12 protein-coding genes, 1 pseudogene and 1 other annotated feature are annotated in these 16,250 nt (G+C 40.5%); of the genes and pseudogenes, 11 read left to right on the top strand and 2 right to left on the bottom strand.

Annotated elements, in window-relative coordinates; all coding sequences use genetic code 11:
* The first annotated feature begins 67 nt into the window (after positions 1 to 67).
* Genes PAN07_RS07465 through PAN07_RS07455 form a run of 3 tightly spaced genes read left to right on the top strand, consistent with a single transcriptional unit; the run spans position 68 to position 3,462 of the window.
* Complete coding sequence (locus tag PAN07_RS07465; protein WP_084862415.1) at positions 68 to 1,846, top strand: phosphotransferase; 1,779 nt, start codon at positions 68 to 70, stop codon at positions 1,844 to 1,846.
* Position 1,847: 1 nt separating this feature from the next.
* On the top strand, positions 1,848 to 2,033 hold the full coding sequence (locus PAN07_RS07460) for a hypothetical protein (protein ID WP_060805305.1): 186 nt from the start codon (positions 1,848 to 1,850) through the stop codon (positions 2,031 to 2,033).
* A gap of 1 nt (position 2,034) precedes the next feature.
* Positions 2,035 to 3,462, top strand: a complete 1,428-nt coding sequence (locus PAN07_RS07455; protein WP_084862413.1) for a cytosine permease — start codon at positions 2,035 to 2,037, stop codon at positions 3,460 to 3,462.
* A 124-nt stretch (positions 3,463 to 3,586) separates the two neighbouring features.
* Here PAN07_RS07455 and PAN07_RS07450 read toward each other — a convergent pair.
* Positions 3,587 to 4,686, bottom strand: a pseudogene (locus PAN07_RS07450) (transposase).
* A 114-nt stretch (positions 4,687 to 4,800) separates the two neighbouring features.
* A complete protein-coding gene (locus PAN07_RS07445; protein WP_247933422.1) occupies positions 4,801 to 6,300 on the bottom strand; it encodes an oligosaccharide flippase family protein in 1,500 nt (499 codons plus the stop codon).
* Between the two features lie 105 nt (positions 6,301 to 6,405).
* Here PAN07_RS07445 and mecA point away from each other — a divergent pair, with 105 nt between their 5' ends.
* From mecA to rplJ, 8 genes are all read left to right on the top strand, one after another.
* A complete protein-coding gene (gene mecA, locus PAN07_RS07440; protein ID WP_269797639.1) occupies positions 6,406 to 7,143 on the top strand; it encodes an adaptor protein MecA in 738 nt (245 codons plus the stop codon).
* A 151-nt stretch (positions 7,144 to 7,294) separates the two neighbouring features.
* On the top strand, positions 7,295 to 8,581 hold the full coding sequence (locus PAN07_RS07435) for a homoserine dehydrogenase (RefSeq protein ID WP_084862407.1): 1,287 nt from the start codon (positions 7,295 to 7,297) through the stop codon (positions 8,579 to 8,581).
* Position 8,582: 1 nt separating this feature from the next.
* Positions 8,583 to 9,452: a homoserine kinase gene (gene thrB / locus PAN07_RS07430; protein WP_084862405.1), complete on the top strand. Its 870-nt coding sequence runs from the start codon at positions 8,583 to 8,585 to the stop codon at positions 9,450 to 9,452.
* A 214-nt stretch (positions 9,453 to 9,666) separates the two neighbouring features.
* The gene (gene msrB, locus PAN07_RS07425; RefSeq protein ID WP_084862403.1) at positions 9,667 to 10,605 is read left to right on the top strand and encodes a peptide-methionine (R)-S-oxide reductase MsrB; all 939 of its coding nucleotides are present in this window, start codon (positions 9,667 to 9,669) and stop codon (positions 10,603 to 10,605) included.
* 60 nt (positions 10,606 to 10,665) lie between these two features.
* Positions 10,666 to 12,390, top strand: coding sequence for an ABC transporter ATP-binding protein (locus PAN07_RS07420; RefSeq protein WP_084862401.1), 1,725 nt, complete (start codon positions 10,666 to 10,668; stop codon positions 12,388 to 12,390).
* 1 nt (position 12,391) lies between these two features.
* On the top strand, positions 12,392 to 14,140 hold the full coding sequence (locus tag PAN07_RS07415; RefSeq protein WP_084862399.1) for an ABC transporter ATP-binding protein: 1,749 nt from the start codon (positions 12,392 to 12,394) through the stop codon (positions 14,138 to 14,140).
* A gap of 101 nt (positions 14,141 to 14,241) precedes the next feature.
* Positions 14,242 to 15,501: a TRZ/ATZ family protein gene (locus PAN07_RS07410; protein WP_084862397.1), complete on the top strand. Its 1,260-nt coding sequence runs from the start codon at positions 14,242 to 14,244 to the stop codon at positions 15,499 to 15,501.
* A gap of 75 nt (positions 15,502 to 15,576) precedes the next feature.
* Positions 15,577 to 15,712, top strand: a sequence feature (ribosomal protein L10 leader region).
* 38 nt (positions 15,713 to 15,750) lie between these two features.
* Positions 15,751 to 16,250, top strand: a 500-nt coding sequence (rplJ, locus tag PAN07_RS07405; RefSeq protein ID WP_001287277.1) for a 50S ribosomal protein L10, incomplete at its 3' end; no start/stop codon positions are given.

The raw sequence follows: 16,250 nt of genomic DNA, 5'->3' as shown, positions 1-16,250 counted from the left end.
TTGACAAAAACAAATGTTCATTGTATAATCGAATGGATAGAAATATTGAACGAAAGAGGTTAAGGATATGCTATCAGAAAAACAATTTAAACTTTTACGTTTTTTGTTGATTCACAAAGACGAAAACTTTACGCAGAGACAATTGGCTGAACAGCTAGATTTATCTTTAGGAACAGTCAATGCATTGGTTGGAAAACTTAAAGAAGAGAAGTGGATTGATGAGGAACATCACTTAAATGAACTAGGCAAGAACGTTTTAGAACCCTATCGAGTAGAAAATGCTATTATAATGGCTGCTGGAATGAGTAGTCGTTTTGCTCCTTTGTCTTATGAAATTCCCAAAGGATTGCTTCAAGTCAAGGGGGAACGCTTGATAGAGAGGCAAATCAGACAACTGCAAGAAGCAGGAATAGAAGATATAACCGTTATTGTAGGTTATCTACAAGAAAAAATGTTCTATCTGGAAGAAAAGTTTGGCGTTAAAATCGTTGTGAATAATGATTACTACAAATACAATAACTGTTCTTCTCTCATGCTAGTCAGAGATCAACTTTCCAACACTTATATCTGCTCTTCGGATAATTATTTTGTAGAAAATCCGTTTGAACGATACATTTACAGAGGTTATTATTCGACTATATTTGCAGAAGGGGACACAGACGAATACTGCTCTAAGGAAGATTCCAATCACACGATTATCGATATTCAAATCGGTGGGACGAATACTTGGGCTATGGTGGGGCACGTTTATTTTGATCGTGCATTTAGTGAAAAATTCGTAGATATTTTGGAAACTGAATTTAAACATGAGCCGTATCGCGAACAGCTCTGGGAAGATTATTATAGTCGTCACGTCAAAGAACTTCCTTTGGAAGCTCGGCATTATTCAGCAGACATTGTTAAGGAGTTTGATTCACTAGATGAGTTGCGTCAGTTTGATGAACACTATTTGGTGAATACTAATTCGGAAATCATTGATAACATCTGTAAGACATTAGGATGTATAGCTTCAGATATTGTCAATATTAAACCCCTAAAAGACGGTTTAACCAACACTTCGTTTTCATTTGACTGCCTAGGAAAGAAATATGTTTACCGTCATCCAGGTAGAGGAACGGAGAATTATATCGATCGTGCTAGCGAGGCAGCTTCCATGGAAATTGCTACAAAATTGAAGATTGACCTTACTTTTGTTGCTATGAACAAGGATGAGGGCTGGAAAATTTCAGAATTTATTCCTAACGCCAAGCAACTAGATTATGATAATTGGGATGATGTAGCAAAAGCAATGGAGCTCTTGAGACGCTTGCACCAATCTGGAGAAAAAACGGATCATTCTTTTGATCAATTTGAGGGAATTGATGATTTTAGACAAAAATTAAAAGCCAGCAATCGTTTTGAATTTGATGGGCTTGAAGAGTTGGATAAGAATGTCTCAGTTCTCGAGAAGCTTTTACAAGAAGATCAAGCGAAAAAGGTTCTCTGCCATGGAGATTCTTATAGCCCAAATTTCTTGTTGAATGAAGATGGCGAAATGAGCTTGATTGATTGGGAATATTCTGGTATGGGAGATCCAGCGGGAGATTTAGGGACCTTTATTGGATGTTCAAATTATACAGTGGAAGAAGCTGAAAAGGTACTTGAAATCTATCTACAAGAAGTTCCAGACAAGAAAACCAAACGTCACTATTTTGCCTATGTATCAGTGACTTCATATTATTGGTTCTTGTGGGCCCTGTTCCAAGAAAGCGTTGGAAAACCAGTAGGTGAATTTCTTTATATCTGGTATCGTTATACCAAGCAGTATGGAAAACTTGCATTAGATTTATACTTAGAGGATAATTAAGATGAAACCGACATCAGAAATTGAAGAATTAATAGCAAATGAAACGAAAAGAAGGCTAGAAGAAATGGAATCACCAAACTATGTGTTTGCCCAGCCATTTCTAAAAAGTGATTTTACTATAGTCATCGTCTTAGTTCTAATTAACCTTATTCTGATTATCCTAGCCATGACAGGAGGTATTCAATAAAATGTCCAAGATGAATGACTTCATTCAACAGGAGACCATAACGGGAATCGTTCCCATGACCAACAAGGATCGTCAGTATTCTTTCTGGGATCTCTTCCTATCGACAAGTGGTTTTGCCATCGCAACCTGGTGTTATACCCAAGGAGCCTATGTGGCTCAATATTTGACCTTTAATCAAATGTTGATAAATATTTTTAGCTTTAACATTATCTGGGTTTTTATCGAATGTCTCCCAATCTTGTTTGCAGTTAAATATGGAATTGATTTATGGATTTGGTTGAGAGCCGTTCTAGGTAGAAAAGGGGTGGCCGTTCTATCAACCGTGATTAGTCTGGCAAATTTTGGTTGGTACGCTGTTACCGCCAATCTTTTTGCCAGCTCCATGATTCATTTGGCAAATAATTTTGGGCTTGGTTTAGACAAGGGAGTATGGGCACCGATTCTAGGTACCCTCTGTGTTCTCCTTGGAACGCTGATTGCTCTTGGGGGCCCAGAGGTGATTAAAGGTACTAATCGCTTTCTGGTGGTTGCCTTGTTATTTGTTGGGCTAATCATCGTTGGAATCTGTTTTGTTGCGGTTCCGATTAGGGATATTATGAATGTCCAACCTGCCATCCAAGAAAATTTGACACCGATTGAACGTTTTATGATGTCAGGGGAAGGAAATGTGGCCGTAGCCTTTTCTTGGTCTACACAAGCCTTTGTCTTACCACGTTTGGCAAAATCAGAACGTAGTGGCTATTGGGCTACAGCATTATCGTATGGGGTTGTTGCGCCATTCTTCGCTGCTACAGGTGGGGTGATGGCTCTAGCCATGTTTGTCAAAACAGGTGTCTATGAAAGTGACCCAACGACGATGCTCTCCACTCTAAGTACTCCTGCCTTTGCCCTTTTAAGTTTACTACTAGTAGCTTTTGCTAATATTGGAACCCAGGGTACAGGATCGTATGTGAACTGTATGATTGTAAAAAGCGGGATGCCCAAAGTAAGCTATAAACTAATGGTTTGGATTGCCATGGTTTATGTGAGCCTACTTACCATCTGGGGAGGAGTGGATGAATACTTCGGTTCCTTCATCTCGCTGGCGGCCTATATTCAAGGACCCATTATTGGAATGATCGTTGTAGACTACTTTATCTTAAGAAAACGAAAACTCGATTTGCGTTCAGCCTATTTCCTTGAAGGACATGACGCCTATGAGTTTACAAATGGCTTTAATCTGATAGGATTATCTTGTGTAATCATTTCTTTGTTAGTTGCGGTACTATTTGTTTACAATCCTATAACAAAGCATATCCAGAGTCCTATGTTCCTGCTCACAACTGGTAGTGGCTTTACTGCGATCTTTGGAGGTCTATTGTACTGGCTAGCTAGCTTAACTCCTTTAAAACGCTATATGCTCAAGGATAAAGATTCTGTTACGATTTAAGTTTAAGAGAGAACGTTGTGGACTACCCCAAAAAGTTGGAAAAATAATTATTGAAAGGATTTAGTTCTGTATTGCACAGGACTAAGTCCTTTTAGTTTTACAACTGTAGTGGGTAGAAGAAAAGCTAAGATCTAGAAAGGACACATTTCGTCCTTTCATTTTTGATGTTCATAGAGATAAAAATCCGTTTTTTTAAGTTTTCAAAGTTCCGAAAACCAAAGGCATTTCGCTTGATAAGTTTGATGAGATTATTGGTTGCTTCTAATTTGGCTTTAGAATAAGGTAGTTGAAGAGCGTTGACTATTTTCTCTTTGTCCTTAAGAAAGGTTTTAAAGACAGTCTGAAAAATAGGGTGAAGCTGCTTTAGATTGTCCTCGATAAGTCCGAAAAATTTGTCTGGCTCCTTGTTCTGAAAGTGAAAGAGTAAGAGTAAGAGCTGATAGACATTGGAGTGGTGTCTCAAGTATTCTGAATGGCTCAAAAGCTTATCTAGAATTTCTTTATTCGTCAAGTGCATACGAAAAGTAGGGTGATAAAATTGTTTATGGCTTAGTTTACGACGATCCTGTTGGATGAGCTTCCAGTAGCGCTTGATGGCCTTGTATTTATGGGATTTTCTATAGAACTAATTCATGATTTGAACACGCAAACGACTCATAGCACGGCTGAGATGTTGGAGTAAAACAGTCCAGTGGACTGTTTTAGCCTGAGTCTAGAAATTCTAAAGCGAAGCAGCTGTTTAGCCAAGTTATAGTAGGGACTAAACATATCCATAGTAATGATTTTCACCTGACAACGAACAGCTCTATCGTAGCGCAGAAAGTGATTTCGGATGATAGCCTGTGTTCTGCATTCAAGGACAGTGATGATATTGAGGTTATCAGAGTCTTGCGCAATAAAGCTTATTTTTCCCTTAGTGAAGGCATACTCATCCCAAGATATAATCTCGGTAAGTTGAGAAAAATCATGTTTAAAATGGAAGTCACTGAGCTTTCGAATGACAGTTTAAGTTGAAATGGAAAGCTGGCGTGAAATATCGGTCATAGAAGTCTTTTCAATCAATTTTTGAGCAATTTTTTAGCTTCCGCACTCAGGGCAAGATGGGGCATTGTAATTCAGTTTAGCGATGATTTCCTTATGTGTATCCATATTGATGATATCTACAATTTTGATATTTGAGTCTTTGATATCGAGTAGTTTTGTGATAAAATATAATTGTTCCATATGAATCTTTCTAATGAGTTGTTTTGTCGCTTTTCATTATAGGTCATATGGGACTTTTTTTCTATAACAAAATAGGCTCCATAATATCTATAGGGGATTTACCCACTACAAATATTATAGAGACCTTTTTATATTAGTAAGTACAAGATTGAGTGCATAATGGAATGTTTTATCTTTTGTGATAAAAAGTATCAAGAGATAGTAGATTCCACAGGTTGCAACAGTCGAGAGTACCATGAGTATCATATTGAGGTTGACTGTATAAGAGTTGATTTGGAAAAGAAATTTAAAAGTGAAATAAATTGGAATGAATCCGAGCGATACAATAGTATAGCGTGTTAAAGTAGTAAAGATTTCTTTTAAGTCAAGCAGATGATGCTTCTTGATAAAGTAAATTTCCAGTAGAACAACTACAGTTTCTGCAATAATAGTAGTAGCAATGTAGTACTCTGGTGCAAAAATATTATTGAAATACAAGATACTGTTGAGTAGGATATTAGATCCGCCACCAATAAAGTAAAAGGCTGTTAAACGATTTTCATTGTCGTTGATGAAGATAATCTGCTTACCAAGGATTAATTCAATGGCCCAAATGATAGTTCGAAAGGCGAAGATACTAGTCACAATACCAGCTTCAAGGTATTTTTCAGAAGAGTAGATGACAGTTGCGTAGTTCCCTAATACCATAATCCCAATACTGGTTGGAATGATGAGGAAGTAAAAGAGGGCAGCGCCTTGATTTAGAAGATTTTTATAAGACTCATAGTCTTTTTTACCGAGATAGTAGCCTAGACGTGGAATACTGACGTTGATAGCTCCACTCAAGACACTGGCAATTAACATGACGATGCTAGAAGTAATGGTATAATAAGAAATATAGTTTTCATCAGGGCCTTTGGTGATAAACATTCTATCAAGTAAGGTATAGAGCATGTTGGCGTTCGCTAGGAGAAGCATAGTCAAGAGTGGTTTAGATGCTTTGACTAATTCGACAAGACCGATCTTAACAAAGGAAACTTCTCGCTTAATCCAGAGAAAACTGAGTAGATAGTTGAGAATTGTTGTTGCACTCATAATGATTGCATAAGGTACGATATCGTCTGGAGTTTTTACAAAGGTAAAGATTGCAACCAACATGGCTATTCGTATAATTAATGTCTTATATAATATAAAGGAGTAATTTTCATATGTTTCATTCATCCACTCAATATAGAGGAATTGGAAGAGTGCTTGTGCACCTAAAATATAGTAGAGAACTTTCAGATTTTCAATGCTGGTATCAAAAAAGATAATGAGGAAGTAGATACTAGTCATCAGGATAGAAGTGAAAACAGAAATATAAAACAACTTAGAAAAGACATAGTTGATTTTATTCTTATCATCCTTGACATTACTGACAGCTCGAATCCCATAGTTGTAAATCCCAAAGGCGGATAAAGGAATGACAAAGCTAGCCCAGGTATTGGCGGTATTGAAATAACCGTAGTTGGATTTGCTGAGAATCCGCGTCAGATAAAGATTAGTTATCAGAGGAAAAACGATATTGAGAACATTGACTAGTAAGCTAGTCAGTGCATTAACTTTTATATTTTCATTGTACTTTCTTTCTTGTATTGTAAAATGGTCTCTAGTATTATATTACATTCTCGCTTCATTCTTTTGATAAAATCGTAAAAATCTAGTATAATAGATAGAACTGAAAGTATGAGGTTACTAGCAATGAAAATGAAACAAATCAGTGATACTACTTTAAAAATCACGATGTCTTTAGAAGATTTGATGGATCGAGGGATGGAGATTGCTGACTTTCTCGTTCCTCAAGAAAAAACAGAAGAGTTCTTTTATGCTATCTTGGATGAGTTAGAGATGCCTGAGAGCTTTCTAGATACAGGCATGTTGAGCTTCCGTGTGACTCCAAAACCTGATAAGGTGGACGTCTTTGTGACCAAGTCAAAGATTGACCAAAATCTAGATTTTGAAGACTTATCGGATTTGCCAGACATGGAAGAATTGGCTCAAATGTCGCCAGATGAATTTATCAAAACCCTGGAAAAAAGTATCGCGGACAAAACTAAGGATGATATCGAAGCCATTCAATCTCTAGAGCAAGTCGAAGCCAAGGAAGAAGAGCAGGAACAGGTTGAACAAGAAGTTGAGAGCAAGAAAGAGCCTTACATCTACTACATCCTTTCTTTTGCTAAGTTAGCTGATTTGGTGGCTTTTGCCAAGACAGTGACATTTGAGATGGAAACTTCTGAACTCTACAAGATGAATGAGCGCTATTATTTGACCATTTTAGTGGATATTGAAAATCATCCAAGTCCATATCCAGCGTGGCTTTTGGCCCGTATGCGCGAGTTTGCAGACGATAGTGACATCAGTCGTTCAGTCTTGCAAGAGTATGGCCAAGTCTTGATGAATCACGATGCTGTGCTCAATCTGCAAAAAATCGGATAATCATTTCTGGAAAGCTATTTCTAGATTATAAGAAGAGCGAATCGTTTGATTCGTTTTTTCTTTTCTATACTGAAATAGTGAATTACTATGATAGGAATTTTCACAAAATTCTGTTATAATGGCTATAATAGAAAATTTCGAGGAGACAAACATGACAGTTAAAATTGCTTTACTAGGATTTGGTACCGTTGCAAGTGGTGTGCCTTTCCTCCTAAAGGAAAATGGAAAAAAAATCAATCAATCGGCACATTCAGAGATTGAAGTTGCTAAGGTGTTGGTCAAGGATGAAGATGAAAAGAATCGCTTGCTTGCAGCAGGGAATGACTTTAACTTTGTAACCAATGTGGATGACATTTTGTCAGATCAAGACATTACGATCGTAGTGGAATTGATGGGGCGTATCGAACCTGCTAAAACCTTTATCACTCGTGCCTTGGAAGCTGGAAAACACGTTGTTACTGCTAACAAGGACCTTTTGGCTGTCCATGGTGCAGAATTGTTAGAAATCGCTAAAGCTAACAAGGTAGCACTTTACTATGAAGCAGCAGTAGCTGGTGGGATTCCAATTCTTCGTACCTTGGCAAATTCCTTGGCTTCTGATAAAATTACGCGTGTCCTTGGCGTGGTCAACGGAACTTCCAACTTCATGATGACCAAGATGGTGGAAGAAGGCTGGTCTTACGATGATGCTCTTGCGGAAGCGCAACGTCTAGGATTTGCAGAAAGCGACCCGACAAATGACGTAGATGGGATTGATGCAGCCTACAAGATGGTGATTTTGAGCCAATTTGCCTTTGGCATGAAGGTTGCCTTTGATGATGTAGCTCACAAGGGAATTCGTAACATCACACCAGAAGACGTAGCTGTAGCCCAAGACTTGGGTTATGTAGTGAAATTGGTTGGTTCTATCGAGGAAACTTCTTCAGGAATTGCTGCAGAAGTGACTCCAACCTTCCTTCCTAAAGCGCATCCACTTGCCAGTGTAAATGGGGTAATGAACGCTGTCTTTGTAGAATCTATCGGTATCGGTGAGTCTATGTACTACGGACCAGGTGCTGGTCAAAAACCAACTGCAACAAGTGTTGTGGCGGATATTGTCCGTATCGTTCGTCGCCTGAATGATGGAACCATTGGCAAAGACTTCAACGAATATAGCCGTGACTTGGTCTTGGCAAATCCTGAAGATGTTAAAGCAAATTACTACTTCTCAATCTTGGCTCCAGACTCAAAAGGTCAGGTCTTGAAGTTGGCTGAAATCTTTAATGCCCAAGATATTTCCTTCAAGCAAATCCTCCAAGATGGAAAAGATGGTGACAAGGCGCGTGTTGTGATCATAACACACAAGATTAATAAAGCCCAACTTGAAAATGTCTCAGCTGAATTGAAGAAGGTTTCAGAATTCGACCTCTTGAATACCTTCAAGGTGCTAGGAGAATAAGATGAAGATTATTGTACCTGCAACCAGTGCCAATATCGGGCCAGGTTTTGACTCGGTCGGTGTAGCTGTAACCAAGTATCTTCAAATTGAGGTATGTGAAGAACGAGAAGAGTGGCTGATTGAACACCAGATTGGCAAATGGATTCCACATGACGAGCGTAATCTCTTGCTCAAAATTGCTTTGCAAATTGTGCCAGACTTGCAACCTAGACGCTTGAAAATGACTAGTGATGTTCCCTTGGCGCGTGGTTTGGGTTCTTCCAGCTCGGTTATTGTAGCTGGGATTGAACTAGCCAACCAACTGGGCCAGCTCAACTTGTCTGATCATGAAAAATTGCAGTTAGCGACTAAGATTGAAGGCCATCCTGACAATGTGGCTCCAGCCATTTATGGTAATCTCGTTATTGCAAGTTCCGTTGAAGGGCAAGTTTCTGCTATCGTAGCAGACTTCCCAGAATGTGATTTTCTAGCCTACATTCCAAACTATGAATTGCGTACTCGAGACAGCCGTGGCGTCTTGCCTAAGAAATTGTCTTACAAGGAAGCTGTTGCGGCTAGTTCTATCGCCAATGTGGCGGTTGCAGCCTTGTTGGCAGGAGACATGGTGACCGCTGGGCAAGCAATCGAGGGCGACCTCTTCCACGAGCGCTATCGTCAGGACTTGGTGAGAGAATTTGCGACGATTAAGCAAGTAGCCAAAGAAAATGGTGCCTATGCAACCTACCTTTCTGGTGCTGGGCCGACAGTTATGGTTTTGGCTTCTCACGACAAGATGCCAACGATTAAGGCAGAATTGGAAAAGCAACCCTTCAAAGGAAAACTTCATGACTTGAAAGTTGATACCCAAGGTGTCCGTGTCGAAGCAAAATAAAGAATAGAAGATAGGATGGGGAAACTCTTGATCAGAGGGCTTCCTATCCTTTTTTTGAAAAGCAGTTTATACTCAATGAAAATCAAAGAGCAAACTAGGAAGCTAGCCGCAGGCTGCTCAAAACACTGTTTTGAGGCTGCAGATGGAAGCTGACGTGGTTTGAATTTAATTTTCGAAGAGTATTAGTTAAAAACTTGGTAAAGGAGAAACGAAGATGGCAGAAATATATTTAGCAGGTGGTTGTTTTTGGGGTTTAGAGGAGTATTTTTCACGCATTTCTGGAGTGCTAGCAACCAGTGTTGGCTACGCTAATGGGCAAGTTGAAACGACCAATTACCAGTTGCTCAAGGAAACAGACCATGCAGAAACGGTTCAAGTTATTTACGATGAGAAAGCAGTATCACTCAGAGAAATTTTGCTTTATTATTTCCGTGTTATTGATCCATTATCAGTCAATCAACAAGGGAATGACCGTGGTCGCCAATATCGAACTGGGATTTATTACCAGGATGAAGCAGACTTGCCAGCTATCTACACAGTGGTGCAGGAGCAGGAGCGCATGCTTGGGCGAAAGATTGCAGTAGAGGTGGAGAAACTTCGCCACTACATTCTGGCTGAAGATTACCACCAAGACTATCTTAAGAAGAATCCTTCAGGTTACTGTCATATCGATGTGACCGATGCTGAGAAACCTTTGATTGATGCCTCTAACTATGAAAAGCCTAGTCAAGAGGTGTTAAAGGAAAGCTTATCAGAAGAATCCTATCGTGTCACCCAAGAAGCTGCGACAGAGGCTCCATTTACCAATGCCTATGACCAAACCTTTGAAGAAGGGATTTATGTAGATATCACGACGGGTGAGCCACTCTTTTTCGCCAAGGATAAGTTTGCCTCAGGATGTGGTTGGCCAAGTTTTAGTCGTCCGATTTCCAAGGAATTGATTCACTACTACAAGGATCTCAGTCATGGAATGGAGCGAATCGAAGTTCGTTCTCGGTCAGGAAATGCTCACTTGGGTCATGTTTTCACAGATGGACCACGTGAGTTTGGTGGCCTCCGTTACTGTATCAATTCTGCTTCCTTGCGCTTTGTGGCCAAGGATGAGATGGAAGAAGAAGGATATGGCTATCTACTACCTTACTTAAACAAATAAATCAGAGAGGGTGGGTGCTTCCCACTTTCTTCATTTCCAGAATACGAATAGAAAGGATTTATGAAACACCTACTATCTTACTTTAAACCCTACATCAAGGAATCCATTTTAGCCCCCTTGTTCAAACTACTAGAAGCTGTGTTTGAGCTCTTGGTTCCCATGGTGATTGCTGGGATTGTTGATCAATCCTTACCCCAGAAAAATCAAGGTCATCTCTGGATGCAGATTGGCCTGCTCCTTATCTTTGCAGTGATTGGCGTTTTAGTGGCCTTAATAGCCCAGTTCTACTCAGCTAAGGCTGCGGTTGGATTTGCCAAAGAATTGACAGGTGACCTCTATCGCCATATTCTTTCCTTGCCCAAGGACAGCAGAGATCGTTTGACCACTTCTAGCTTGGTCACTCGCTTGATTTCGGATACCTACCAGATTCAGACTGGTATCAATCAATTCCTGCGTCTCTTTTTACGAGCGCCTATTATCGTTTTTGGAGCCATTTTTATGGCCTATCGAATCTCAGCTGAGCTGACTCTTTGGTTCTTGGTCATGGTTGTCATTTTGACCATTGTTATTGTAGGGCTCTCTAGACTGGTTAATCCTCTCTACAGCAGTCTGAGAAAGAAAACGGACCAACTGGTTCAAGAAACGCGTCAGCAAATACAAGGAATGCGGGTTATTCGTGCTTTTGGTCAAGAAAAACGAGAGTTACAAATTTTTCAAACTCTTAACCAAGTCTATGCTAGATTACAAGAAAAGACAGGTTTCTGGTCCAGTTTATTAACTCCTCTGACCTATCTGATTGTTAATGGAACCCTCCTTGTTATCATCTGGCAGGGATATGTTTCTATTCAAGGAGGATTGCTAAGTCAAGGTGCTCTCATTGCCCTTATTAATTATCTCCTACAGATCTTGGTGGAATTGGTCAAGCTAGCCATGCTGATAACTTCTCTCAACCAGTCCTATATCTCAGCTAAGCGAATTGAGGAAGTCTTTGCCGAAGCTCCAGAAGACATCCATTCAAAATTAGAACAAAAGCAAGCTACCAGTGATCAGGTTTTACAAGTCCAAGAATTGACCTTTACCTATCCTGATGCGGCCCAGCCTTCTCTGAGAGACATTTCCTTTGATATGACTCAAGGACAAATCCTTGGTATCATTGGGGGAACTGGTTCCGGTAAATCAAGCTTAGTACAACTCATCCTTGGACTTTATCCAGCAGATAAGGGGAGCATTTACCCTTATCGAGATGGATCTAGTCCTAGTAATTTGGAGCAGTGGCGGTCATGGATTGCCTATGTGCCCCAAAAGGTCGAACTCTTTAAGGGAAGCATTCGTTCTAACTTGACTCTAGGTTTAAATCAAGAAGTGACTGACCAAGAACTCTGGCAGGCTTTGGAGATTGCGCAAGCTAAGGATTTTATCAGTGAAAAGGAAGGACTATTGGATGCCCTAGTTGAGGCAGGAGGGCGAAATTTCTCGGGCGGTCAAAAACAAAGGCTGTCTATCGCACGAGCAGTCTTGCGCCAAGCTCCATTTCTCATCCTAGATGATGCGACCTCGGCCCTGGACACCATTACCGAGTCCAAGCTCTTGAAAGCTATCCGAGAAAACCTGCCAAATACAAGTTTAATCTTGATTTCTCAACGGACTTCGACACTTCAGATGGCAGACCAGATTCTCCTCTTGGAAAAAGGTGAGCTCCTAGCTATCGGCAAGCACGATGACTTGATGAAGACCAGTCAAGTCTATCGTGAAATCAATGTATCCCAACATGGTAAGGAGGACTAGCATGAGACAACAAACTGCAAAACAGACGCTCAAACGTTTGGCTAAAGACCTTGCAAGCCATCCCTTCCTCCTTTTCCTAGCCTTTCTAGGAACTATTGCCCAAGTTGGTTTATCGATTTACCTACCTATCTTGATTGGGCAGGTCATCGACCAAGTCCTAGTGGCTGGTTCCTCACCAGTTTTTTGGCAAATTTTCCTTCAGATGCTCTTGGTAGTCATAGGAAATACTCTGGTACAATGGGCCAATCCTCTTCTTTATAATCACCTAATCTTCTCTTATACCAGAGACTTGCGAGAGCGAATCATCCATAAGCTCCATCGTTTACCGATTGCTTTTGTGGATCGGCAGGGCAGTGGCGAGATGGTTAGTCGTGTAACAACAGACATAGAACAGTTGGCAGCCGGCTTGACCATGATTTTTAACCAATTTTTCATTGGTGTCTTAATGATTTTGGTTAGTATTCTAGCCATGCTTCAAATTCATCTCCTCATGACTCTTTTGGTCTTGCTGTTGACGCCACTGTCTATGGTAATCTCACGCTTTATTGCCAAACGCTCCTATCATCTCTTCCAAAAGCAAACAGAGACAAGGGGGATTCAAACTCAGTTGATTGAAGAATCTCTTAGCCAGCAGACCATTATCCAGTCCTTTAATGCTCAGGCAGAATTTATCCAAAGGCTGCGTGAGGCTAATGACAACTATGCAGGTTATTCACAGTCAGCTATCTTTTATTCTTCAACGGTCAATCCTTCGACTCGCTTTGTCAATGCGCTTATTTATGCCCTTCTAGCTGGAGTGGGAGCTTATCGTATCATGATAGGCTCTACCTTGACCATTGGACGCTTAGTGACTTTTTTGAACTATGTTCAACAGTACACCAAGCCTTTTAATGATATTTCTTCAGTGCTAGCTGAGTTGCAAAGTGCCTTGGCTTGTGCAGAACGTGTTTATGGAGTCTTAGATAGTCCTGAGGTGGCTGAAACAGGTAAGGAAGAGTTGACTAGTGACCAAGTTAAGGGAGCTATTTCCTTTAAACAGGTTTCTTTTGGCTACCATCCTGAAAAGATTTTGATTAAGGATTTATCTATTGATATTCCAGCTGGTAGCAAGGTTGCTATTGTTGGTCCGACAGGTGCTGGAAAATCAACTCTTATCAATCTCCTCATGCGTTTTTACCCTATTAACTCAGGAGATATCTTGCTGGATGGGAAATCCATTTATGATTATAGTCGTGCCTCTTTACGCCAGCAGTTTGGAATGGTGCTTCAAGAAACCTGGCTCAAGCAAGGAACTATTCATGATAATATTGCCTTTGGAAATCCTGATTCCAGTCGGGAGCAAGTGATTGCTGCTGCCAAAGCAGCCAATGCAGACTTTTTCATCCAACAGTTGCCGCAGGGATACGATACCAAGTTGGCAAATGCAGGAGAATCTCTCTCTGTTGGTCAGGCCCAGCTCTTGACCATAGCCCGAGTCTTTCTGACTATTCCAAAGATTCTTATCTTAGACGAGGCAACCTCTTCCATCGATACGCGGACAGAAGTGCTGGTTCAGGATGCCTTTGCTAAACTCATGAAGGGGCGTACAAGCTTTATCATTGCCCACCGCTTGTCAACCATTCAGGATGCGGATTTGATTCTTGTCTTGGTGGATGGCGACATTGTTGAGTATGGGAGCCATCAGGAACTCATGGCTCGAAAGGGTAAGTATTATCAAATGCAGCAAGCAGCAGATTTTAGCTTTGAATAAGCCATTCTCTTTTGAAAGTTTATGGACGAAAAAAGTTGCCTTCGGGTGACTTTTTTGTTACAATAGCTAGAAAAAATCAAGGCCTTAGAAGGAGAAAAACAATGAAAGTCTATCAGCATGTAAATATCGTGACTTGTGATCAAGATTTCCATGTTTATCTGAATGGAATCTTAGCAGTTAAGGATTCTCAAATCGTCTATGTCGGTCAAGAGAATTCAGAGATTTTAGAGCAAGCTGAGCAGATTATAGACTATCAGGGGGCCTGGATTATGCCTGGTTTGGTCAATTGTCACACCCATTCTGCTATGACAGGATTGAGAGGAATTCGAGATGATAGCAATCTCCATGAATGGCTTAATGACTATATCTGGCCAGCAGAAGCAGGATTTACTCCCGACATGACTACAAGAGCGGTTAAAGAAGCTATGATAGAGATGCTCCAGTCGGGAACAACAACCTTTAACGATATGTATAATCCCAATGGTGTGGATATTGAACGGATTTATCAGGCAGTGAAAACTTCCAAGATGCGTTGTTATTTCTCACCGACTCTTTTTTCTTCAGAGGCAGAGACAACTGCTGAGACCATAAGCAGAACTCGAGCAACCATTGAGGAAATTATTGGATATAAAAATCCAAATTTCAAGGTGATGGTAGCCCCACATTCTCCCTACAGCTGTGATAGAGACTTGCTGGAAGAAAGTTTAGACATGGCAAAAGAGCTTGCTATTCCAATCCATATCCACGTGGCGGAGACCAAGGAGGAGTCAGGAATTATCCTGAAACGATACGGCAAACGCCCCCTTACTTTTCTAGAAGAACTGGGTTACTTAGATCATCCGTCTGTCTTTGCTCACGGGGTTGAATTAAACGAGAGAGAAATTGAACGCTTGGCAACTTCTCAAGTGTCTATTGCCCACAATCCTATTAGTAACCTCAAACTGGCATCAGGGATTGCTCCCATCATTCAACTGCAAAAAGCAGGAGTGGCAGTAGGAATTGCGACAGATTCGGTTGCTTCCAATAACAATCTAGATATGTTTGAGGAAGGACGGACTGCAGCCCTTCTTCAGAAGATGAAAAGTGGGGATGCCAGCCAATTTCCTATCGAAACAGCTCTCAAGGCACTGACAATCGAAGGGGCTAAGGTTCTAGGAATGGAAAATCAGATAGGAAGTCTAGAAGTCGGCAAGCAAGCAGATTTTCTCGTTATTCAACCACAAGGAAAAATTCATCTCCAACCTCAGGAAAATATGCTTTCTCATCTCATCTATGCTGTTAAATCCAGTGATGTTGATGATGTTTATATCGCTGGAGAACAGGTTGTTAAGCAAGGCCAAGTACTAACAGTAGAACTTTAAAAGAAAAATCACGAAAAATTTTAAAAAAAGTTTGCAAAAATCTTGCATTCTTTTTTTTACTATGCTATACTTATATACGGTTTGAAAAAACTGCCTAAGACAGTAGGGGAGCTCGACTCATAAATATCCTACCGAGGACAAAACGTATCATGTAAAAAGAAGCGTATTGTACTTTCGTGTCTAGGTTTGGGCGCGTTTTTCTTTTGAAAAATTTCCCCAAGCAAAATAATAACGGAGGTGAACACACTAATGAGTGAAGCAATTATTGCTAAAAAAGCGGAACTAGTTGACGTAGTAGCTGAAAAAATGAAAGCTGCTGCATCTATCGTCGTTGTAGACGCTCGTGGTTTGACAGTTGAGCAAGATACAGTTCTTCGTCGTGAGCTTCGTGGAAGCGAAGTTGAGTATAAAGTTATTAAAAACTCAATCTTGCGTCGTGCAGCTGAAAAAGCTGGTCTTGAAGATCTTGCATCTGTATTTGTTGGACCATCTGCAGTAGCATTTTCTAACGAAGATGTTATCGCACCAGCGAAAATCTTGAACGACTTTTCTAAAAACGCTGAAGCACTTGAAATCAAAGGTGGTGCAATCGAAGGCGCTGTCGCATCTAAAGAAGAGATTCTTGCTCTTGCAACTCTTCCAAACCGCGAAGGACTTCTTTCTATGCTCCTTTCTGTACTTCAAGCGCCAGTGCGCAACGTTGCTCTTGCAGTCAAAGCGGTTGCAGACAACAAAGAAGACGCAGCTTA

This window comes from Streptococcus sp. SM5 (assembly GCF_027497975.1).
This window is presented reverse-complemented; position numbering and strand designations above follow the sequence as displayed.

Excerpts from the sequence above, each read along its gene's own strand:
- msrB (WP_084862403.1), top strand. The coding sequence starts at position 9,667 with ATGGCAGAAATATATTTAGCAGGTGGTTGTTTTTGGGGTTTAGAGGAG.
- PAN07_RS07415 (WP_084862399.1), top strand. The coding sequence starts at position 12,392 with ATGAGACAACAAACTGCAAAACAGACGCTCAAACGTTTGGCTAAAGAC.
- PAN07_RS07435 (WP_084862407.1), top strand. The coding sequence starts at position 7,295 with ATGACAGTTAAAATTGCTTTACTAGGATTTGGTACCGTTGCAAGTGGT.
- PAN07_RS07460 (WP_060805305.1), top strand. The coding sequence starts at position 1,848 with ATGAAACCGACATCAGAAATTGAAGAATTAATAGCAAATGAAACGAAA.
- thrB (WP_084862405.1), top strand. The coding sequence starts at position 8,583 with ATGAAGATTATTGTACCTGCAACCAGTGCCAATATCGGGCCAGGTTTT.
- PAN07_RS07455 (WP_084862413.1), top strand. The coding sequence starts at position 2,035 with ATGTCCAAGATGAATGACTTCATTCAACAGGAGACCATAACGGGAATC.
- PAN07_RS07465 (WP_084862415.1), top strand. The coding sequence starts at position 68 with ATGCTATCAGAAAAACAATTTAAACTTTTACGTTTTTTGTTGATTCAC.
- PAN07_RS07410 (WP_084862397.1), top strand. The coding sequence starts at position 14,242 with ATGAAAGTCTATCAGCATGTAAATATCGTGACTTGTGATCAAGATTTC.
- PAN07_RS07420 (WP_084862401.1), top strand. The coding sequence starts at position 10,666 with ATGAAACACCTACTATCTTACTTTAAACCCTACATCAAGGAATCCATT.
- mecA (WP_269797639.1), top strand. The coding sequence starts at position 6,406 with ATGAAAATGAAACAAATCAGTGATACTACTTTAAAAATCACGATGTCT.